The organism is uncultured Winogradskyella sp., from assembly GCF_947498345.1.
Lineage (GTDB): Bacteria > Bacteroidota > Bacteroidia > Flavobacteriales > Flavobacteriaceae > Winogradskyella.
Genome location: NZ_CANMJY010000005.1, coordinates 109,012 through 132,026, shown reverse-complemented (window position 1 = coordinate 132,026; position 23,015 = coordinate 109,012). Strand labels below are relative to the sequence as shown.

General features: G+C 34.0%; 16 protein-coding genes. 3 read left to right on the top strand and 13 right to left on the bottom strand.

The window, feature by feature from the left end:
* Window positions 1-5: 5 nt before the first annotated feature.
* The 3 genes from Q0912_RS08355 to Q0912_RS08345 all read left to right on the top strand — a co-directional run bounded on the left by Q0912_RS08355 (window position 6) and on the right by Q0912_RS08345 (window position 11,204).
* Complete coding sequence (locus tag Q0912_RS08355) at window positions 6-2,105, top strand: hypothetical protein (protein ID WP_299113976.1); 2,100 nt, start codon at window positions 6-8, stop codon at window positions 2,103-2,105.
* A gap of 523 nt (window positions 2,106-2,628) precedes the next feature.
* Entirely contained in the window at window positions 2,629-10,254 is a 7,626-nt protein-coding gene (locus tag Q0912_RS08350) for a VWA domain-containing protein (RefSeq protein ID WP_299113974.1), read from the top strand.
* Window positions 10,254-11,204 carry a S8 family serine peptidase gene (locus Q0912_RS08345; RefSeq protein WP_299113972.1) on the top strand — a complete coding sequence of 317 codons (951 nt, stop codon included), beginning with the start codon at window positions 10,254-10,256 and terminating at the stop codon, window positions 11,202-11,204. The genes Q0912_RS08350 and Q0912_RS08345 overlap by 1 nt, the downstream gene beginning before the upstream one ends.
* 310 nt (window positions 11,205-11,514) lie before the next feature.
* On the opposite strand, the gene Q0912_RS08340 is transcribed toward Q0912_RS08345, so the two are convergent.
* The 13 genes from Q0912_RS08340 to Q0912_RS08280 form a co-directional block, all read right to left on the bottom strand.
* On the bottom strand, window positions 11,515-12,165 hold the full coding sequence (locus Q0912_RS08340; RefSeq protein WP_299113970.1) for a hypothetical protein: 651 nt from the start codon (window positions 12,163-12,165) through the stop codon (window positions 11,515-11,517).
* An 11-nt stretch (window positions 12,166-12,176) separates the two neighbouring features.
* On the bottom strand, window positions 12,177-12,626 hold the full coding sequence (locus Q0912_RS08335) for a hypothetical protein (protein ID WP_299113968.1): 450 nt from the start codon (window positions 12,624-12,626) through the stop codon (window positions 12,177-12,179).
* Between the two features lie 61 nt (window positions 12,627-12,687).
* A complete protein-coding gene (locus Q0912_RS08330) occupies window positions 12,688-13,140 on the bottom strand; it encodes an Hsp20/alpha crystallin family protein (protein WP_299113966.1) in 453 nt (150 codons plus the stop codon).
* Window positions 13,141-13,245: 105 nt separating this feature from the next.
* The gene (locus Q0912_RS08325) at window positions 13,246-14,619 is read right to left on the bottom strand and encodes an MBL fold metallo-hydrolase (RefSeq protein ID WP_299113964.1); all 1,374 of its coding nucleotides are present in this window, start codon (window positions 14,617-14,619) and stop codon (window positions 13,246-13,248) included.
* Window positions 14,620-14,630: 11 nt separating this feature from the next.
* Window positions 14,631-15,473: an ATP cone domain-containing protein gene (locus Q0912_RS08320; protein ID WP_299113962.1), complete on the bottom strand. Its 843-nt coding sequence runs from the start codon at window positions 15,471-15,473 to the stop codon at window positions 14,631-14,633.
* 42 nt (window positions 15,474-15,515) lie between these two features.
* A complete protein-coding gene (locus Q0912_RS08315; protein ID WP_299113960.1) occupies window positions 15,516-17,348 on the bottom strand; it encodes an NAD(P)/FAD-dependent oxidoreductase in 1,833 nt (610 codons plus the stop codon).
* 57 nt (window positions 17,349-17,405) lie between these two features.
* Window positions 17,406-17,813 carry a hypothetical protein gene (locus Q0912_RS08310; protein ID WP_299113958.1) on the bottom strand — a complete coding sequence of 136 codons (408 nt, stop codon included), beginning with the start codon at window positions 17,811-17,813 and terminating at the stop codon, window positions 17,406-17,408.
* Window positions 17,814-17,824: 11 nt separating this feature from the next.
* The gene (locus tag Q0912_RS08305) at window positions 17,825-18,679 is read right to left on the bottom strand and encodes a universal stress protein (protein WP_299113956.1); all 855 of its coding nucleotides are present in this window, start codon (window positions 18,677-18,679) and stop codon (window positions 17,825-17,827) included.
* 43 nt (window positions 18,680-18,722) lie between these two features.
* Window positions 18,723-19,559 (bottom strand): universal stress protein, encoded by an 837-nt coding sequence (locus Q0912_RS08300; protein ID WP_299113954.1) that lies wholly within the window; start codon window positions 19,557-19,559, stop codon window positions 18,723-18,725.
* Between the two features lie 74 nt (window positions 19,560-19,633).
* Window positions 19,634-20,476 (bottom strand): universal stress protein, encoded by an 843-nt coding sequence (locus Q0912_RS08295; protein WP_299113952.1) that lies wholly within the window; start codon window positions 20,474-20,476, stop codon window positions 19,634-19,636.
* Between the two features lie 20 nt (window positions 20,477-20,496).
* Complete coding sequence (locus Q0912_RS08290; protein ID WP_299113950.1) at window positions 20,497-21,345, bottom strand: universal stress protein; 849 nt, start codon at window positions 21,343-21,345, stop codon at window positions 20,497-20,499.
* 368 nt (window positions 21,346-21,713) lie between these two features.
* Window positions 21,714-22,100, bottom strand: a complete 387-nt coding sequence (locus Q0912_RS08285; RefSeq protein WP_299113948.1) for a hypothetical protein — start codon at window positions 22,098-22,100, stop codon at window positions 21,714-21,716.
* A 4-nt stretch (window positions 22,101-22,104) separates the two neighbouring features.
* On the bottom strand, window positions 22,105-22,956 hold the full coding sequence (locus Q0912_RS08280) for a universal stress protein (protein ID WP_299113946.1): 852 nt from the start codon (window positions 22,954-22,956) through the stop codon (window positions 22,105-22,107).
* Between the last annotated feature and the right edge of the window lie 59 nt (window positions 22,957-23,015).

Genomic DNA, 23,015 nt, shown 5'->3' with positions numbered 1-23,015 from the left:
TAAAAATGCTAAATAAAAGCTTATACAAATATAAAGAAGCAAATACTACTGCAGTTGCAAATAGCTTAGCGAAAAGTAATACTGGCAATACATTTCAGTTGGTTGATAATAGGCCAATACCAAATGGGCAAAATTTAATTTATAATACTAGGCTTGAGAAACCTGAAGTGATACAACGAGTACTTCGAGATGGCGATAAGGCATTATTGGTTAGACTTTTAAATGAAAATCAGGAAGAAAATGCAAAAAATTATGCTTTAGCGAAATCTCTTCTAGAGAAAAATCCCAGTTCAGTTCAGAGACAACAGTTGTATGGCTTATTGTCAATATTTGCAGGAGGCAATCGAGACTTAGCTTTTCCTGCTGAAACACGCGACTTTCAACAGCCAGTAACATCTATAACAGAAGATAAAAGCAGTATATCTAGGCGTGCTCCAAAAAACATTTCAGGACCTTCCAGAGCTACTGATTCTAGGGGAGAAGCACGTACAGTTCCTAAAGACCTTACAGTAGTTCCTGAAACAATGCACATGACATTTAAAGGAGGGGAAAGGGCTCAAGTTACATCTACTTATATTGAGCAAATGGCATTAGTAGGTATAGAAGAAGGATTTAGTGTTACAGTTCTTTTGAGAGGAAGTGACATGGATGAGTTTCGCCATTATGTATCTAAAGAGGCACTGACAAATATTAAATTAATCCCTTCTGAGTCTGTTCAAGATGAATGGGCAGAGGACTCAGGTGATTTTGATGTTCAAGGCAACATTCATATGCCTTTCCCTAATGAAGTTATAGATCCAGGACCAGCCATTAAAGATGCTAGGGATCAACGTGATTTTTATTTTGACCCTAGAGACAAATCAGACGGGGAAATAAGTTTGCCAGGTAAAGTAGTAACGGATAAGCGTGCACAGCAAGATAAGTATGCAATAGCGTTTTCTGAAAAAAGAGATAGTTTTAAAAATATAAGCCATATTGAGGGCGGAAATATTCTTCACGGTACTACAGAAGATGGCCAGCCTTATGCTTTAGTGGGTCGTGATGGAGTCGCTTTAACACAGCAATTACTAGCTCACAAAGAAGGTGTAAGTCCAGATAAAATTTCCCAGGAACAAGTGAGGGAAGTAATTGCAAGAGACTATGGAGTTCACAACCCAAGAAATATACATTTTATAGAGCAGCCTGGAGAGTTTCATCTAGACATGTCTATGGTTTTAATGCGTCAAGGTCAGGTAATTCTAAATGACGCCCTAATGGCATTTAACCTACAGAAAGCTTGGTTGATTGAAGATTATCAAAACCGAAAACCTAGTGAAACTAATGGAGAAGCTATGGTAGTTTGGAAAGAGATGGGATTAGAGTTAAACGAAGAGCTTCTTGACTTGGAAGAGAGAGCAAGAAAATTTGCACAATATGAAAACAGGAGTTATGAAGATTTACGACGCGCAGGACTTGAAGTTGTCAGGGTTGCTGGTGCATTTCCGCCAACTAGAACTCTACCAAAGATGAATTTCTTAAATGGAGAGGGTGGTCTTAGCAGTAAAGATGGGATGCCATTTTTTATTACTAACGGATCTATAGATCCCAGAGCCGAAAGTTATATTGCTGATCAATATTTGAATCGATTACATACAGGTATTGAAAGATTGTATTTCTTAGATCCAGCGATGTCTGAAGCTTCTTTAACAGACATGGGAGGAGCTGGATGTCGAACCAAAGCTAGTGGGCAAGTTGGTGAACTACCCGAACTAGATGTTACTGATTCTATGTGCCCTATTACCTGGGGCAAGCTCGGGTTTCAAATTGATGAAATGAGTCAGTATAAATCTATTGCTGCGGAAGGGTTGTCTTTAGGCGGCATTGATTCTGGTATCGCTTTTGATTCAACAAGTGTACCTGATACAATAATTATATCGAAGAATGGATCAGATTCAAAGATACTACTTCAAATTTTGCTTGATGGAGTTAAAATCATTGCTAATTATAAGAACGAGAAAGATAAATATGTTCCAAAAGATTCAGAAATAGACAGTGGTGATAAACTGATAAGTCAATTAAAAATTAGGATAGAAAATTTCATACCAGGAAGTTGGTATGATGAGTAGATTATTTACTTATGAATAGGAGAAAAAGACATGATGTTATTTTCTATAAATCATTTTCTTACCTGGCAATTATCATGTTTCTTCTTTAAGAGTTACGGTAATTTACAATAAGAAATCAAAAATGTGCTTATAATGATTTATATATGAGCAACGCTAGTTTACGATTGGTCAATGGTAGTGGTTATTAATTGAGTCTTTGCCCTAATTTGTATTGTCTTAGTAGGTGTCCTTGTTAATTTATGGTAAGGGGTAAAAAGAATATGACCTACAAGAAATAGTTACTTTTATTATAAATATATTTTTTGTCTCAAATTTGTATTTCATATAAAAGAGGGGTTGAGAATACTAGTAAATCAATTTCTGTATTCGGAAATAGTTCATAAATTTTCTCTATCTTAGGGGTAATATTTCTATTTAAAGAAATATAACTGATCATTCTCCCCTTGTTTTTGTATTAAGCTTCAAAAAGTTATTAGCCTGCTTTATATAAGTCGTTATAGTTGAAAACCATAAAAGCGATAATATGCCAAAGTTTAAAATATCATGGAAAACCACTGATGATGTTCAATTATCATCAAATGTGTTTCGTACTAATGGTTGGAGTATTAAAGGAGCATTAGATGATGATTTTGCAGACAGTTCACTAAATTCACAAAGATGGTCTATTGAAAACGCTCCGTCTTCAGGGCTCATTACAGGCACCAGAAATATTGGGGATAAATGGTATGGCTATCTCTCTCTTGGACTTGATGATCACAAGCAATTTAATAATAATCAAAGAGATGCTGTTTATATTCATCAAGCTGCGCCTTCCTCTAATTTTTCTGTTCAAGTTAATATTAAGAAGGGATACGAAGGTATCCTGGTTGGCACTGGAGTCATGGCGATGCTGCCAATTCCAGATGATAGACGTACCGGAGCATTAGTAATTAATTTTGGGCAGGGTCAGTATTTAGTTCATGAGTTCCTTATTCGTCGTAATTTTGACGCACCTTCTAAGGTTATAACTCGTATTCTCGAAGCGAACCGTGAAAGGACTATTAATGAAGCTGATGTTTTTTCAGAAACGATAAGTTTAAAAATAGATTTTGATGGTAATCGCTATCGCTGTTTTTACAGCGTAGATGGAGTCAATTTTAAACGCTTAGCATCTCCGTCTTTTGGGTTAACGGCAAAAGAAGTAGGACTTACAGGGTATTCTGGAGGAACAACTTCAGGTTATAGTAGTATAGATTTCTCAGAATTTCGGATTATTCCAACTCAAGCTGCTGTGGGAGATTCTGAAGTTGATTTTAAAGCTTATAGTACTAACGATCCATCGACAAAATGGTACATGAATTCTTTTCAACCAGACACTTCGGGTCAGGGTGCTATACGTTATCAATATCAAGTAGATGGAATGACAACGTTTAATGGTCAGTGGCTCACTGCAAACCAAATCAGACTGTTAGGAAGTATCCAAAGTCAAAGCATAAAATTTAAAGTTCGATTTTTGCAAACCCCAAATAATAATGTTGTTCTTCATAGTATTTCTTTAGAAGGACTTTTAAATAATAATATACGACCACCAGATCCGATAAGCTATTTATCTGCAATAGCTCAACCTGGTCGATTACATATTTTCTTTGGTAATACAATAACTAATCCTCATATAATCTCTTATGAGGTTTTAAGAAGGCGAAAAGGAGCAAGTGTATTCAGGAAAATTGCAGATGTTGATAAAAATTGGAACTCATTTTTAGATCAAACTGTCGAACCAGGTGGTTACTATCAATATATTGTTAGATCAATTAATATTGAAAAATCGGCAAGCAGTGATTCAGCATTTTTAACGGTTCCATCACCAGCAGGAGGAAAAATTATTAACGATCAAAAATGGCAAACTAAATACAGTCCGTATTTTGTCATGAACCCAATCAGGATAGAAGGATCAATTTCAACACCTGCAAAGCTTACTATTGAACCAAATACAGTTGTTCGTTTTGTAGAAAGATCTGGAATAATAGTTGGTAATGAGCTAGAAGGGAAGAAAGGAAATATACAAATTTTAGGAACTCGAGCCAGACCTGTTTTTCTTACTGGTGCTGCCGATGATTCACTTACTACTGACACTCCTTACAGTATTCCTCCTCCACAAGATATTAGCGGCAATAGATTAACAGTTACCAAAGGAGAATGGCCTGGTATCTATTTTTCGCCCGAAACAGGAGCGAACTCAGAATTAAGACACTCTGTAATTCGTTTTGCAGGAAGCTATGATGAAACTAAAGAACAAAATGGCGCCATTATGATTTCTGATGCTTCAGTTAAATTCCTGCAATGTCGATTTACAGAAAGTGCTGGAGCTGGAATTGATATTTTACTAAACGCTCCGAAAACTATAAGCCTTGATAAATGTGTTATTGAAAGCTGTAATGATGTTGGTTTACGAGGAGAAGGAGGACCACAAGGGCAAATTAACATAAGCAATTCTATTATTGTTAACAACGATGCAGATGGTATTACAATAAAGGATGTTAAATGCTCTATCGAGGGAACTTTATTTAGAACAAACCGAGGAATGGGAATAACTACTACCTCTAAATTTACTCAAGTTGAAGATTCTGACTTCGATAGCAATGAAGATGGAGCCATAAATATTGGTGCTAATATATCTCAATTAAATCTTGCAAGTAATTGGTGGGGAGATCAAAGTGGACCAAAAAATACTGCTCATCCCAGTGGAACAGGTCAGATAGTTTTAGGGAATGCTGTAATACAGCCGTTCAGAATGGCTCCAAAATTCTCACATGTTAAACAACCACCATCGGTGACCAATTTTTACCCAGGAGCACGTGTTGTGACTGGTAGGGCATTACCAGGGCATAATATTTTTGCCAATATTAATGGTCTTGGTTATGCAAAAACAACGGCAGATATTAATGGTGATTTCAGGCTATTTTTTGATGAAAAACCACCGCCAGCTTTTAACGATTGGACTTATATTGCTGAAACTCCTAAAGGAGAGTCTTCAGGGGCTTTTGAAATACGAACAGATGACAGACCCGAAACTCAACCTGGAGTAAAAATTACGTCTCCAGTAGATGGAGAACGTTTTAATCTCAATTCTGATGTTTCTGTATCGGTTTCAGGTGTTCAAGTTAATGTTACTATCGATGTATTTAATGGAGCAGAACTAAATAGAACACATTTAATTGTAAATAGGAATACTTCAAATGAAACAGAATATACATTTTCAACATCTAATACCATTCCCATTTCATTAAAAGCTGGAATTAATACAATTGATGTATTGAGTCATTCCAACGATGGAAGATTAACAGGTAGCGAAAAAATTTCTGTAGTTTTAAATCAAAATATTCCCGATGCACCACAAATTTTGGTACCTATGGGAACAGATCATAGGTCTAGTAATGCAACAGTTCCTATTATCGGACAAGGTACACCAAATAGTACAATTGTAATTCGTGATGGACACAATATTGTAGGTCGAAGTTTAGCAGATAATTTTGGAAATTTTTTCGAACAAATCCAACTTACCGATGGTCCTCATATTATAGTTGCCGAAGTAATAGGGACTACAGGACTTATGTCTGCAAGTTCCAGACCTGTTCAAATAACTATAGATACTACACCTCCAAGAATACAAATTACAAAACCTTATAATAATATAGCAACAAGCGTTGATCAAATTACGGTTTATGGTACTTGGGAATCAGAAAATATTCAGCGTATTATTGTGAATGGAAATGTTGCCGAACTTTACGATGTTTCTAAAAAAACAGTAAAAGTTAACAATATAGATGTAATTGTAGAACGGGGTTATTTTAGAGCGAAAGGTGTTAGAATTTCACAAGGCCAAAATACCATAAAAGCTGAAGCTTATGATACGGTTCAGAATAGTAGCGATTATAGTGTGATAATTACCAAAGATATAATGCCTGCACTTGTCTCGGTTCTTTTCCCTCCCTTAATGGCAGGCCGTTTTGTATCGAATGGACCTTTACTAGATATTGGTGCACAAATCACAAAACCAGATGCAGATGTTTTTATTAATGGTAAACCTGTTCAAAATACAAATGGAACTGTATTAGCGTTTGGAAATCCTTTAGCTTTGGGCGAAAATCAGTTTGTAATTGAAACAGTAGATAGACTTGGAAATAAAGGAGATGCAACATTTACCGCTATTTATGATCCTGAGCAGCTACATATAAATGCCATTGGTCCAGACAATGTTATTCCAGGAGCTATTGTTACATTAACTGGTACAGGGTTTTCTAGAAATAATATAGATAATCGAATTACATTTAACGGAGTGTCAACAATTGCCCTTAGCGTTAATCCAGATAGAAGGTTAATAACAGTAATTGTACCAGATCAAGCAACTACAGGTTCGGTTACTGTAACTGTAGGAGGAAACACTAGTAACTCACTTTATCTTAATATTGCAACACTGAACTATGTTAGGATTTGGCCAAATCAATCTGAGTTACGCACAATTCAAGGCACTACTAAATTAACAGTAATAGGAACCTATAGTAATAATGAGACAAGAGATGAATCGCATTTAGGAACTTGGACTACTAGTAATTCGTCTGTGGCTACACTATTTCAACCCATTGCAGGAGGTGGAATTATTTTTGCAAGAGGTGAAGGGCTAACAAATATTGGTTATATACACCCTCAGAACCAGCAGGATACGGCTCATGTAAGAGTTAGAATACCTAAGGTATCTATAGCATTAGTTATAGATAAAAGCGGTAGCATGGATACAGTATATAGTGGTAAGACTGCACTACAACATGCTAAGGAGGCCGCTGAAGCATTATTGTCGTCGTCATCGTTGTTTCCTGAAGATCGAGTTGCTATGGTCGAATTTAGTAACACTGTTGTTGCACATGCTTTTAATCAAGACAAAAGTACTATTATTGATCATGTTCGAAATTTAACAACAGGAGGAGGCACGCAATTGTTCGACGGCATATTAGGTGGGATAAGCCTAACTGACACTGAACTTCAAAGTAATCCAGGATCTACTGGAGCTGTTCTTGTTCTTGCTGATGGTCAAGACGATAATACTGGGCAAACGTTATCTCAAAAACTGGATAATACTCGAAATATCATTCTTCATCATTTTCCAAATATCCGTGTTTATTTTGTGTTTATCGGACCTCAGGGTATAGGAAATCATTTACAAACTTTAGCATCTCAAACCAATAGTAGATATCAAAATGTTATTGACCCAACTGGACTTAATGATGTATTTCAGGAGATTTTGAATCTTGCTAGAAACGACCCAGCTCGCTTAGAAATACAACCGCAGGGTCATTCCTTAGAACATGCATCTTTGGGTAGTGGTGGTGTGAAAAAGTTTAATGCTTATGGAACCTTTCGGGATGGTAGAGTGATTGATGTTTCAGATACGGCCGACTTATGGGAAACAACAAACCCTAATGTGGCTATAGTTAATACTTCCGGTCAGGTAGCATCAAGAGGTTCGGGTAATACAACAATTATTTGTGTGTCAGGTGGACTTGCCGATAGAGCTCGAGTATTTGTAGATTCCCCTCCAAAAATTGATAGTATAAACCCTCCGCAAGCAATTAAAGGAGCAGAGGTAACTATTGTGGGTGCTGGGTTTACAAATATTCTGTCGGATATTTTGGTTACATTTAATGGTGTTCCTGCTATTGTTATTTCAGCTGATGCTTCTACTATAATTACGCATGTACCAGAAGGAGCAACTAGTGGGCCAGTTATTGTAAGAGTAAAAGGGCAAAGTACTAATGCGTTTTCTTTTGGGGTTCCTTTTGCAATAAGTATTAACAAAAAACTTTTGGTTTTCCCTGGGAATAAAAGTGCGTTAGCCTATTGGGAATCACATCCAGGCCCTTTAACTCAATCGGGATATCATATTTTTTACCGATCAACGAGTCCGTCTTATCGACGTTCTAATATTAGTCCTGTAAGTGGTAATTTATATGAGATTGGTGGCTTGCAAAATAATCAGCCTCATACTGTTCGCATACATGCTGTTGATGCTAATTTTGTAGAATCGATTATACATGCAGATTCAGTATTGGTAACTCCTAGTGAGTATTATTTAGATTTTGAAATAGATAGGGTGCCAACTTGGGGTACTGCAAGCGGACCTCATTTAAGTGGTTTGCCAGAATTTAAAGTAACTTTAGAAGATGGTCAGGGAAATCCTATTTCTGGACAGAAAATTCATTGCGTATCAGAAAATAACGAATTAGTGTTTAATCCAGCTTTTGGAACAACAGACACTAACGGTCAAGTGAGTGGATTTGTTTTTGTGCGGCAAAATTCATCTATTAATGCCGATCAACTTCTCGAAGTAAATGTATTTTATGGCCCAATGGCAGAAGCGCTTGACTCTGGAGATCTCCCTGCAGCATTTATTCCGCAACTAAGTACTTTAGAAACGCGTTCGCACTCTTTCGACGGAAATAGAATGTTCTTTACTAACCGTAGACAGAACCTTTCCGCTCATAATCCATATGCATCCAAACCCTTAAAGTTTAAATTACTAGTTCTTGATGCTCGAAAAGAACTAGCAATGCAAAATTTCTTTACGCGAAGAGCAGGAGGTATGGATATTCCTGGTTATGAAGTGGCGCCTCCAATAGATATTCCGAGTTTTAATGATCTGTTAAGGCAAGGAACACGTTATGATCAGAACGGCGTACCTATGCCTGCGAACTCGTTTGGAATTGACCCAACAAACGTTGCTAAAATTGTTGCTGATATAGCAGCTTCTATATTTATTCCGGGTTGGGATGCCAAAGATCTAATTGTAGCCGGGTGGAATCTTTTTGTTCATGATGAAGAACCAGAGTCATGGATGATAATTCTTTCTACGCTTGGTCTTGCCGCCGACCTTGCTCAATTTGGAGGTCCGTTAGGTATACTTGGAAATGTAGGTGTTGCAATTGTTAAAGGAGTATGTAAAGTGCTTCATATTATTGATCCGGTACTTCCGCGATGGTTATTGAAAAATTCGGATGATTTAATGGATTATATCCGTTTTGTAATGAACAGACAACCTAACGGTTATGGAAACACTTTAGGACAGGTAATTGCCATATCGGATTATGTAAAGATTATTGAGGACCTAGCTAGTACAACAAATAGATTACACAAAATTGATCCAATCGTTGGTGATAAAATTATCAAAATGGTTGGCTATATTAGTACAGTAAAATTTACCGATGAAGCCATTATTGGTGTTGCTCAAGTGGTTAAAAGGTCTGGAGGTAATATAAATGCAGTTCGTGGTTTATTAACGTCTTTCCCAGAAAAATCAATAAATGACGTATTTGGTATGCTAGGGAAACTTAATAAAACTATACCTGATGACTCAGCCAAAGCATTACTAAGAATGCATAAAGTATTAGATGAAGTTAGAGGAAAAGGGGATTCATTACATAGATTACAGCGTATTATACATTCTGCGGAATCTTTAAGTGCTTATAGTAGACGTTATCCTCAATATTTTCAAGGTCCTATTAATTCAACTACTTTTTTAAATGATACTTTGGCCACATTTAATAGAGTTTATGAGCGTTTCCCTCATTTAGCAGGAACTGGTAAAGGCATGGATCAGGCTATTGTTGATTTAGGATCTGGTTATCGCAAACTAAGAGGTAGTCGTGCTCAGCTAGAATTTGCTTCTTCAATAATCGCTCCAGCAACAGTCGTGCAATTTGAAAGGGCTATACGAGTAGGAAAACATCGACGTCGAATACCTGACCTTGTTATTAAAGACCTCGCTAATACACCTTCAGGCCCTCAGCTTGTTGAGAGGTTGGTAGAAGCAAAACACTATTCTTTTGGAAATATTCCTAGAAATTTTCATGAATGGTCAGATGCTTCACGTTTGGCTTGGTTAAGAAACAGTTTCCCTTATAAACACATGTTTGCTCAGGCAAAAGACACCTATGAATTTGCCAAAAGAAATAACCAACATTATGGTATCATTTTTTCAGGTAGAATTCCTGGTCGAGGAGCAGCTGGTCAGTCTCATAAACCTCCGTTTAGTGATATTATAAAAATATTTCAAGATGATGTTGGGATACCAAGCGGTTGGCATTTAAATCAATGGCTTAAAGATGCAATGATTACCTAATGCAAAAAAATCCTGATTTCAATAAAATGTGGGGTTTATCTAACACAGGGCAATCTGTAGCTGGTAGTGTTGGTACTAATGGTATTGATATAAATATCTTACCAGCCTGGGAAATAACTCGAGGGAATAAGAATGTAGTTGTTGCTATTATTGATAGTGGTGTGGATTATAACCATCCAGATTTGATTTCTAATATCATGGTTTCTAAAGATAAGGCTCGAGATTTTTTAGGAGAAGATTCTATATCTGAAGATCGGGGAGCACATGGAACTCATATAGCTGGAATTATTGCAGCAGCAGGAAACAAAAAAGGAATGATAGGTGTTGCACCACAAATACTTTTACTTCCTGTTAGAGTAGATTTGTGGAAAGAAGATTCATTACTCAGAGCCGAGGCTATAAACTATATTACCCATTGCGCTATTAATGACCCAGAAAGGAATTATATTATTAATTGCAGTTGGAAAATGAGCGCGCATTGTAAGCATGTTCATGATGCTATTTGTAATGCAATAGATAAAAACTTATTAGTTATAAGTGGAGCTGGAAATGAGAATAGCAATATTGATGAGAGTCTATTTTATCCTGCTGCTTACCCAGAAGTTATTAGCGTTGCGGCAATTGATCAAAATGGTAAAAAAGGACAGTTTTCAAACTATGGAAAAACTGTTGATGTTGTAGCTCCTGGTGTTCATATTTTTTCCACACATATTAATAATGGATATAAATTTAATGATGGCACCTCTATGGCAGCGGCTTATGTGTCAGGTGTTTCTGCTCTAATATGGTCAAAGAATACCTGTCTCTCTAATATTGAAGTTAGAGCTTTACTTGAAAATAATTGTAAATCTATTGATAAATACAATCAAGAATATATTGGGCTCTTAGGTCATGGTTTAGTTGATGCATATATGTCTCTTACCCATATACACCAATTTAAAACAGTTTAAGATTCTTAGTTTTTTTAATAATAGTATTGACTACCCTCATAAGCCATAGATTAATATAGAGCAGATAGTAAGTGTTTTTTGATATAAGTGCTAGTTATTTTCTTTCAAATGATAAACTGCTCTTAAGCCCCGTCAAATAGGAGAAAAGAGTAGTTGTATTTAGGTAGAAATTTGTAAGGGATCTATAACACTATTTACTATGCAGATTATAATCTGTATTTTTACTTTCTGTATCGGTAAATAGTTTAAAATAGTTGTTCCGAACCAGTACCATTTTTCTTGAAATGCCTATGAATAGGGAATTAGTACTTTATATATCTGAATTTAAAGTCATAGGATTAACTAGTTGTTGTTGTTCTAAAGTCGCAATGATTAATTTTACATAATCATTTACAGTTTTATCAATGTTTTGTGGATCTACAATATCTATATAGCCTTTCCATAAAAGTTCCTTATCTTTTGTTGGGCAGATACAATACATAGAGGTTTCAGCATGATAGATAGTATATTCCTCATAATAATCAGGATTATAAAATATATCTTGATACCTTAAGTAATCTTCTTTAAACCTCACAAAGGTTTCATCATAGACATCAAAGTTTTTCGTATAAGCTATCTTGTCTTCTACACCTATCACTTTAGAAAAAATGATGGTATCGTAACCATCAGCGATAAGATTGCTCTCTAAGGTATTTAGCTCTTCTTCAGTTAATCTGTAGGTTCTAAAAGAAGATTCTAATACCGCTATGCTTGTATAAACTTCAGCACCTCGCATTTGAAGTTCTTGCTTAAGCTTATTTTCAAATTTTTGTCGCGCAACAATGTTTTTAGTTAAGCCAACTACAAAAACTTTAGTTGGCGCATAGGTATCTATATCTGGATTTTTCCAAGTATCTACCAATTGTGTTGTCGTACAACCATAACAAAGAAAAACTAAAAATAAAAGGGCTGTATATTTCATTATATATTACATTATTTCTTATCAATAAGATGTTTTTGTTTACGCTCTTTCATTACCTTTTTTATAAGGTTAAAAAGCTTTGTTTTTATATTCTGATAACGCTTTTTAAACTCACCTATGAGTTCAATTAAATTACGATGTTCTTTTCTATAAGCATTTTCTTCTTCAATTTGATCTATGCCATCAACCATAATTGATAACTCTTTTTCATGAGACTTTACGGCATTGATTAGAGTCTGTGTTTGCTTCACTATTATGGTAAGCTTGTCAATGAGTCTTTTACTTTCTTCAAAATGATTATTATTTAAAATCTGAAGTGTATAAGACCGTATTAAGTCTTCAAAAAACAGCTGCTCTTTTTTACAGAATTCTAATTCTGATAGCCATTTTTTAGAGGAATCGTGCATATCATCTGCACTTAACCATTCGGTATGCTTTGCATTAGTGTGTATTGTTTTCATGATAAAGTAGATTAAAAAGCAGAGCGTAAAATGATACGCTCTGCTTTAGTTACGGGGATTTTTAGACAACCTCAATAACCTTTTTAGGTTGTTCTTTTGCTTCTTCCTTTTTATGAAGATTTACTTTAAGAATGCCATCTTTGTACGTCGCCTTAACATCTTGATCTGTATTTACAGATTTAGGTAAGGTTAATGATCTTTTAAATGAATTATAGCTAAACTCTCTACGCGTATAATCTTCTTCTTTTTCTTCTGCTTCATGCTTTTTCTCACCACATACGTTAAGAATATTATCGTCTAAGGTAATTTCAAAATCCTTTTTTGAAAACCCTAGAGCTGCAAATTCTATTTCAAAATCATTATCGTGTTCTTTAACGTTCATAGCTGGCATTAAGCTATCTTCTTCAAAAAAGTCATTGTTAAAGAAATCGTCGCTGCTTAAAAAGCTTTTTAAGCTTTCATTTGTCCACGAAGAAAACAAACGTCTTCTGTTATTAAATTTAATTAGTGACATAGCTCTAAATTTTATTGTTAAACTTAAATTTTAATGTTGTTAATTTAATGAGCCTATGTAATTTTTGAAATGATATTGGTCAGTTACCATGAAGATTTTTTAGTCTTAAACAATTAATTTTTCAACGTCTGCCAGTTTAGGAATCTTAACATTCCAACCGTAAACATCTTCAATCTTTACCCTAAAAGTATCTAATGTTGTAGGTTCTCCATGAATTAAATACACACATTCGGGTATGTTTTTAATAGTACTCATCCAGTTGATTAAATCCTCCTGATCGGCATGTGCTGATAGACTTTCAATATTTTTTACAGTAGCTTTAACAGGATAATATTTCCCGAAGAATCGAATTTCATGTACACCATCTTGTAATTGTCTACCTCTTGTACCTTCTGCCTGATACCCAACTAATAATACAGTTGTAGAAGGCTCATCAATAAGCTGTTGAAGGTATGTTAATACACGACCACCTGTTACCATTCCGCTACCAGCTATGACAATTTTAGACCGTCTGTCGTCTATCGTTTTCCAAGTCTCACTGTAGGATTGTACAATGTTAACGTGATTGCACATGGCATAATAATCTTCGATTGATAATTTATGCCATTTAGAAAAGTGTTTAAAGACCTCTAAAACATTGTTTCCCATTGGACTATCTATAAAAATGGGGATGTTTGGGATTTTTCGCTTTTTATACAATTGCCATAAAATATACATCAAGGTTTGTAGCCGTTCAACCGCAAAACTTGGAATAATTAAATTGCCTTTTTTATGAATTGTTTCATTGATGATTGCTGTTAAAACCTCTTCTATATCTTCCTTTGGATGCAACTTATTTCCATAGGTACTTTCTATAAACAAAAAATCTGCCCACTCAGGGCGTTTAGGGTCATTAAGCAGATAATCATTTATTCTACCAATATCTCCCGAAAAAACAAAGCGCTTCCCATTAATATCTAGCTCTATAAAAGTAGCTCCGATAATGTGGCCGTTATATTGAAACCGATAGGATATATGTTCTGACAAATGTATCCACTTATTATCGATATCTACATGGAATAACTTTATAGTTTCTTCAGCTTCTTTAATTGTGAAAAAAGGTAAAGCAGGTCTGTGTTTGGTATACTTTTCTTTATTGGCTTTTTCCGCTTCTTCTTCGTGTATTTTAGCACTATCCCTTAAGATGATTTCTGCTATGGCTAGAGTAGGGGCAGTCCCTATAATTCTGCCTTTAAAACCTTGTTTAAAAAGTCTCGGTAAGTAACCGACATGGTCTAAATGACCATGCGTTAGTAGTACAACATCTATAGTATTCACTTTAATAGGAAGATCGTTCCAATTGAGTTCTCTTAGTTCTTTAAGCCCTTGAAACATTCCGCAGTCTATCATTATGTTTTGTTCTGAGGTTTCTATAAGAAACTTTGAGCCTGTAACAACACCAGAAGCACCTAAGAAATTAACTCTTACAAAATTTTCCATAGTCAGTTTGCTTATAGATTGCATAATTGTGCTATTTCATCTAAAATCTTATCCTTTCTGGTTTCCGAAACACCAAGGTGATCTAAATAAAATTTATCATGAAGCAGTTCTCTGCATAACACTACATTGCGACTTAGTAAAAACTGCTTCTCTCTCGCTGATAATAAGGTGGAAACCGTAATCGGATATAGACCAAGACGATCTATTCTATCTTTTAATGCATTATCTTCGGGATAATCCCAACTTAATAAATTGAGGCCACAACATTTACTGTATTGCATAGCATCTTCGGTAAATCTTGTATTTGTAACGACCCATCCGTTTGTAAGCTTCGTGTCGTTTTTGAGGTTGGTATTCCAATATGCCTTTACGTCCTCATATCGAGAATTAATATATAGTGGGACCTTTACATTGCATTTAATGCCTTGTTCACCATGAAACTTACACTCAATTATAGCTGTTTCATTGCCTTTATGTGCAACGACATCTATTTCGTGTGTTACACATTTACCTTGTAAGATTTTACCAATTTCTATATCGTAACCCGAATATTTTAAAACAGCTCCAATAAAACGTTCAAAAGGAAAACCTGTAGGGCCAAGCTCGTAAATGGCTTTTTTTAATTTATATTTTGAAGCATAATAACGTTGCTTTTTTTTTAGTAAAGCGAAAGCTCTATTGTAAATCTCCTTAGTAGATATTCCTTGGTATAATTCATCCCTTACCTTATCTATAATTTGACTTACAGTTGTTTCTCCAGCACCAGTTCGTTTTAAAGATGCACGTAATTTATCTAGTGAAAACTTAACACGTTCACCAGAAGATTTAGTAATATCTATGTTTTTACTTTCCATTACAGTTAATTTAAAAGCTGCTAAAACAAGCTTTGCTCTCAACTAAGCTAAAGGTCCATATATGATAGCTTCATCATCGATATCAATAAGCTCACAACTTTTAGAAAAACTACTATCATCTAGTTTAATTTGAAACCTTAAATTGTTACCCTCACCATTAGAGTTTATCAAAAGCCAGCGATAAGGTAAATCTAGCTCTGTTAATTTTGGGTTTATAAGTTCAAGAATGGCATGCTCACCGTTTTGGCGTTCAAAATCAACTGGTTTTGAAAAGGATAATTCGAGAGTATTATCATCTATTGTTTTACGTTCTTTGAGCTGAACAATCCTATTGTCAATATACTTTTGATTATCACATTCTGACCAAATTTTATCTTTATTCATTTGCAAAGCTGCAAGGAACCCTCCTTGAATTGAACCTTCAAAACCACCACCTGGAAAAGCCCAGGCAGATGCAAAATACAGGTTAGGAATTAAGAAATTGTTTCTAAATCGCTTACTTGCTATTTGGGTTTTAATTTGGGCGTAACCATAAACAGACCCACTAGGATTTGAGGTATAGCGTTTAATGGTTTTAGATGTCGATACTTCGTAGTACTCTATGCTATTTCTTATTCCTGGATACTGTTTTTCTAATCGCTGCAATAAGACTTGTGCTACTTCTTCTTTTTTTGCCTTATAGTCTTCTTGTTTTAAGTTCTTCCAATCTTCGATATAATCTACAGCGCAAATTACACCTTCAGATTTGTTAGTTGGTGCTAGTCCCGAATCTACCTTGTTATAGTCTACAAAAATGAATCTGCGTTTAGACCAATCTCCATGATGGTTATTTTTAATATCCTTTATGGTAGATATGTCTCCCTGAAAAACATTTGAGTAGTATTTTACACCAAACTTTTCTACATCTGTATTAAAACCGATGTACATACATAGCAGTGAGCATGAATTGGTTTTTGAGTTAATTTTTTGATGAAGCTCAGATGCATAGGGTTCTTCAAGCATTTCTGGCACCAAAGGAATGGCACAATTGGCTATAACATTATCACATAAAATGGTAGTAGGTTTAGAATTCTCATTAAAACTATCACGGAATGTAACTCCTGTTGCTTTACCATTATTGGTAATGATTTTTTCTGCTTTTTTACCTAAAAGCACACTACCTCCTTTTTTTTGTATGTAGGAAGCAAGATAATTTGAAAGTAGTTGTGATCCACCTTTTATAAAGTGACCACCATTTTCAATAAAGCCTGAAAATGGTACAGCAAAGTAAAACATGGATAGTGTATAAGGATCATCTCCCCAATAAACAATATGTGCTATGAGATCTAATTTTGCATTTTTATTAGTGATGTACTTATCTAGCCAAGAGCCAACGGTATGTTTAGTAGCCTCTACAAGATTAGGATAAAGTAACGGCATTAGTGGATAAATCAACTTTCGTTTTAATGGTGAACGTGGTAGATTGATGGCTTCCTTACGAGTTCCTGCAATTAACTTCATAAAACGTTTGATCCCTTTTTCGTCTTCAGGATATTTGTCGATAAGTGCTTTTGTAGCTGCATCGTATCCATGTGGCATCACAAAATCTTCTTTATTAGAAACTACTCCGTAGAACTCAGGGACTTTTTCAAACTGAACATGCTTATCCACCTCAAGCATTTTAAAAATTTGCGTGATCGAACCATTTTCAGTTAGTCCACTCATTTCGTGTAAGCCGACTTCAATGACAAAATCTCCACGTTTAAATGTTGTTGCGCAACCACCAGGTTTATGGTGTTGTTCTAATAAAAGAACTTTCTTTCCAAATTTTGAGAGCGTTGCTCCGGCGGTTAATCCGGCCAAGCCTCCACCTATAATTACTGTATTGTATTTCATCTCTCTATTTTTTTATTTTTACATTATGCACAACCAACTTGTAGAATTATAGAGCAATCAATTCAACTCAAAGTAATCTCTTACCCAAGCTTTTATTTGTTTGTCAGTCATACTATCCGCTTTTATGACATCTTTTACTTTAGATACCAATGAGCTGTAGTTATCGTTCAGTTCTTTATTAAATTTTTGATTTGTGCCTGCAGGTCCAAAAATGACCAATGCATCAGTATTTTTTATTTTCAATACGATGTCTTTAAAGTATTGTTTGAATTGATGTTTTTCGCGCTCTAGATATTTACTATCTTTTATAATATCTTGCGGTCCGCTTTTAAACCTCTGTCCAGTTCCGCCTTTTACTTTATAAGGCTCTATGTTAGATTTTATGGTTGTAAAGGTTTCACCATCTTTTTCCAGATGTACTATATGTGCTTTGTCTTTGTCTATCCAGACTCCTGTATGTTTCATAACGATAGATTTTAATTTTTTAAGTCGTGCATTGCTAGTATTGGCACATTTAAATGAAAGGATATTTCCTTTACCATTGGATTGGTAAGAATGCTTCCGAAAAAAGTGTGCTTTCTATTTATAAAGGCCACCATATCGCTATTTCTACTTTCTACAAAAATGTTTATTGCAGTTATTACCGCATTATGCGAAAGCATATGAAATTTGTATTTGGTGTCTTGTAAAATTTCTTCTAATAGTGCTTTGTTTTCCTTTTTTGTTTCGCTTAACTTATCTGATTCTTTAACATGTAATACTACAATCTCGGCATCACTTTTTTTAGCGATATCGGTAAGATGTTTAAGTTCTCTTCTTTTGTAATAAGTCTTAAAACCAGTAGGGAATACTATTTCTTTTGGTAATCTTATTTCAGCTTTGTTAGGCACTACAATCACTGGACAATTACGTACCTTTTCCATAACATAAATTGCTGTACTGCCAAAAGCTGTCGATCTTGAATATGTTTCACCCTTAGTACCCATAATTATTAGTTCAATATCCTTTTTATCAACTACCAGTTTTATAGCTTCAATGGTATTATTAAACATTGAAATAGTCTTAAATCGATGTTTTCTATCACTCTTTTCGCGTAGTATGAGTTTTTCTAAAACTTTAGCTAGTCCGTTTTCTGAATCCCATTTTTTAGTTTCGTATAGCTCACTTCCTGGTTCTAAGTTTATGAAACTTTCTATTAGATTGCTCGTAGCTGAAAAGACGTTTAGTATGTAAAAATCTGTTTCTTGTCCCTTATATAACTCTGTGGCATAATTAATAGCATGCCAAGCGTTATCTGAAAAATCTGTTGGCAGTAAAATTTTATGTCTCATAATATTATATTTTCTGTATGGTGATACTTAACTCTTTAAATACCTATTCATCGACTGAAGGAATTACGAAAAACGGAACAGTTGCATGGAAACCTATTCTTTTTATGACTGGCTCATTAATTATACTTTCAATAAAACTGTGCTTATAATTAACCATTACTAGTATGTTGATATTGAGTTCTTCGATAAAATCGATTATAGCATTTGTTTTTTTTGTGTAATCTGGCATCCAGTGAAAGGAATGTGGATAATTTTCTAAGTAGGCTTTTAACATTGCCAAATTATAATCTTGTATATGACTTAGACTTTCTTCTTCATTAATATGTAATACCCTAATTTTAGAATTATATAAACTAGCTAATTGTTTTAATGGTATTAGTTCCTCTCCATAGAACCTATTAAAATCTGTAGGAAATGCAATTTGCTTAGGTTCTTCAAAATCAAATTCGTGAGGGATCAGTAAGATTGGGCAAGACTTTATATGCTTAATCATTTTTACCGTATTACTCCCAAAGAAAATTCCTTTTGCACCAGTTGCTCCTTTAGTGCCCATTATAATAAGGTCTATGTTATGTTTTTTTATAGCCTTTTCTATGGCATCCCCCAGAGTATGTATACTTAATATAATATCAAAATTATGATTAGCATTAGCATCAGAGGTTTCTGCCATTTTTTTTAATTCTAACAAATCACTTTTAGCTTGATTTGCCATTACATCCAATAATTTATTTGAAATATTTGACATTGCTGATGCCTTCATTTTACTAGAATGCAAAAAGTAAAAATTACATTCTTCTTCTGCGTAGAGTTTTAATGCATATACGGTAGCACACCAAGCATTATCTGAAAAATCTGTTGGTAATAGTATATTTTTTCTCATCGCTAAAAACTTTAATTACTCTAGAAATTTACTGCTAACTTTTAGTGTATGAAATGATATTAATCAGTATAGATCTATAGTTTTGAGGGGATTACCAGAAACGGGACATTTAAATGAAAACCTATTTGATTTAGGTTTGATTTAAAGAATAAATTTTCGAAAAACGAACGTTTATTATTTAGCATTACCAATAAATTGATGCGTGTCTTATGCTGAAACTTGTCTATAGCCTCTGGAACATTTTCGTTCTTTATATTATGAAACAAATGTGTGTGATCTTTAAAGTATGCTTCAAGTATATTTCGATTTTGCTCTTTAACTTTAGTCAGTTGTTCTCCGTAGTTAACATGCAATATATTTATACGTATATTATATAAATTCGCAATGTCTATTATAGGCTCAATATGATTTTTTTTGAAGGCTACTTCGTAATCCGAAGGAAATAAAAGGTCGTGAGGTGTTTCAAAATTAAAACCACTCGGAATAGCCAGAACCGGGCATTTCGAGTTTTTGATTACATGCATCGTGTTAGATCCGAACAAAACTTCTTTTACACCCGATGCGCCTTTGGTACCCATTATTGCGATATCTATCTTTTTCTTACTGCATAATTCATCAATATCTACTGTAAGTGTATTAAAAGATAAACGTTTTACAAATTGATGCTTAGGGTTATCAAAATTAGCTTTTATTTTGTCATAGATTTTGTCTAATTTTTGCTTTAATGTTACCTTAACGGCTTCTATGACCTGAAACTGAGGTGTACTAGACTGCATAAATTCAACCTGATAAATTATAGGTGTATAGGTATGCAGTATTGTAAAATGACATGCTTCGTTTTTATAAAGTTGAAGTGCATACTTTATGGCATTCCATGAATTATCAGAAAAATCAGTTGGCAAGAGTACTTTTTTCATAATAGTTAGGTTTTTAATTATTAACTACGTCTAATATTTTGCAAAGCCAAGAATGGAATATCTACATATAGGCTCATTTTGTCTATAGTTGATTGGAACAATAAACTCTCTAAAAATGATTGTCTGGTGTTTACCATTACCAGCATATCTACATTGTTTTCTTTTATATAAGTATAAATTGCATTTGTTATATTCTTATCGCTGACCGTCTTAAAATTCAATTGATTTTTAGATAATTCAGATTTTATAAAGCTTTGGTTGTCTTTTTGCCGCAGGGATAGCTTATCGAATTTTGAAATGTACAGCATATCTATAACTGCTCTATATGGTGCAGCTAATTCGCATAGAAGTTTGAGTTCTCTTCTTTTGTATGGAATTAAATAATTTGTTGGAAACAATATATGTCTTGGTTGAATACCAACATAATTTTCTGGAATGGCCAAAACTGGACATTGCACATATTTTAATACTTGTAATGTATGGCTACCGAAAGCTAAATTTCTGTCGTTGGTCTTACCACGCGTACCCATTATGATGATGTCTATATTTTCTTCATCAACAATTTTAACTGCTTCATCGACAAGCATATTGTTAGAGCATATAATATTATATTTATGTCTTGGGTTTGGTGAAATGGTTTGCAGTTCTTTTAAAATACTCTCTAATTTTATTTGAGCTCTATTGGCTATAATTTTGGTAACCTCGTCTAGAGTTTCTCTAGACCGTAAGGATTTATCTGCATATACTTCGTCTTGATAGGCATGCATAATAAAAAAGATACTCTTGTCGTATTTAAATAGCTCTACGGCATACTTTAGAGCATTCATAGCATTGTCCGAAAAATCAGTAGGTACTAATACTTTTCTCATAACTCTTATTTTTAATAGAATATCTAAAATATCACGTTCGATAAATTCTATCAATGATATTGGTCAGACAATTAGAATACAAGAGCGTGTTTCGCTTATAAAAAACAGAAACAGGAAGTTTTTACTCCCTGTTTCCTTACATTAAATGTTATTATATGCTTTGTTGCAGTTTAAAGATGTCTTTTTTTACCTCAAGAAAACTGAAAGTGCTCAGAGCAACATTATAATTTTTAATGTATTGTCTATAAAATAGACCCCTCAACATAGTCTTAAATTTAAGTTTTAAATACTAATATTTGAATGATAAAAATCAGTTTTAGGATTATTGTTATATCAAAAGTCTAATTGAGATTTGATTTTCTCAATATTTAATAAGGAATAAGCCCATATACTATGTTTAGTAAAAACAGGCCTATTAAAAAGAGTAGTGTATATATGACCTGAACAAATTTAATATTGGTGATTCTTAACCAAGTTACTGTTGGTTTTGGGAAAACAAAAAGTGCCAAACCTACAAAAAGTGATGTCCAACCAATAAGTGTAATTATCAATTTATAGTTGAGCTCCCAAACATTATGAAACATAATGTTAATTAGGCCAACCATTATTGCCATAAATGAGCTTAAAATTAAAAATTTCTCATCTTGTAAATCATCAAATATTTGTCTGATTCGTTTAGGGTTAATACTAAGTACAAAAAAGAAAATGATGAGATACCAACCCCAAAATTTTGCAAATACTAAAGAATTTTCCATAATACTACTCGTTTTTTTCGTGTAAAACTAAAAATGGTCTATCAGTGTGGTAACTAATTTTTTCTACTCGGGTATGAAATAAGATTTGTTGAAAGTAGTTAAGATTCTTTGCTACCATACATATTATATTTATATCTCTACTCTCTACAAAACATTGAATAGCATCTTCTACTTTTCTGTTTGTTAAGTAATGAAAACTATAAGAATGATTACTAAAATAGTCTTCTAAGAGCTCTTTATTTTTTTGTTGCTCGTCACTTAAAGAGCTATCAGTTTTGGCTATGTGTAATATTTTTAATGAAGCATTAAATTGCTCTAAAATATCTACAATTGGTTCTAAAATTTGAAGATTATGTGTTAATGAGTAATCTGTTGGGAATGCAATTTCATTAGGTGGTTTAAATTCAGCGTTTTCGGGTATTGCTAGAGTATTACATTTTACTTTTGTAATGACATCAGCAGTATTAGTACCTAAAATGATTCGCTCTAATCCTGTAGCTCCTTTAGTACCCATCACTATAAAATCGATATGTTTTTCGTTTACTGTTTTTCGTATAGATTCTATAAAAAAATTATAGTCCGTAAGTGTATAGAATTTTTGATTTTTATGATTGGGAAATAGTTTTGATATACGTTTTAAGATGAGGCGTAATTTTTTCTTTGCAGGTTTTGTATACACCTCTTCTATATGATTATGATCAATATATAGTGCTACTTCTTCTGTAAAGTGGTAATTTAATTTATTGACATGTAATACATAAAAGTTGCACGGAGTGTCTTTAAAAAAGTTGATGGCATATTTGATGGCATTCCAAGAATTATCTGAAAAATCTGTGGGAAGTAATACATTTTTCATGATACAATATATTTAATGTATCAAATGTATAGGTTAAATAAAGTTTCTAAAATGACTAG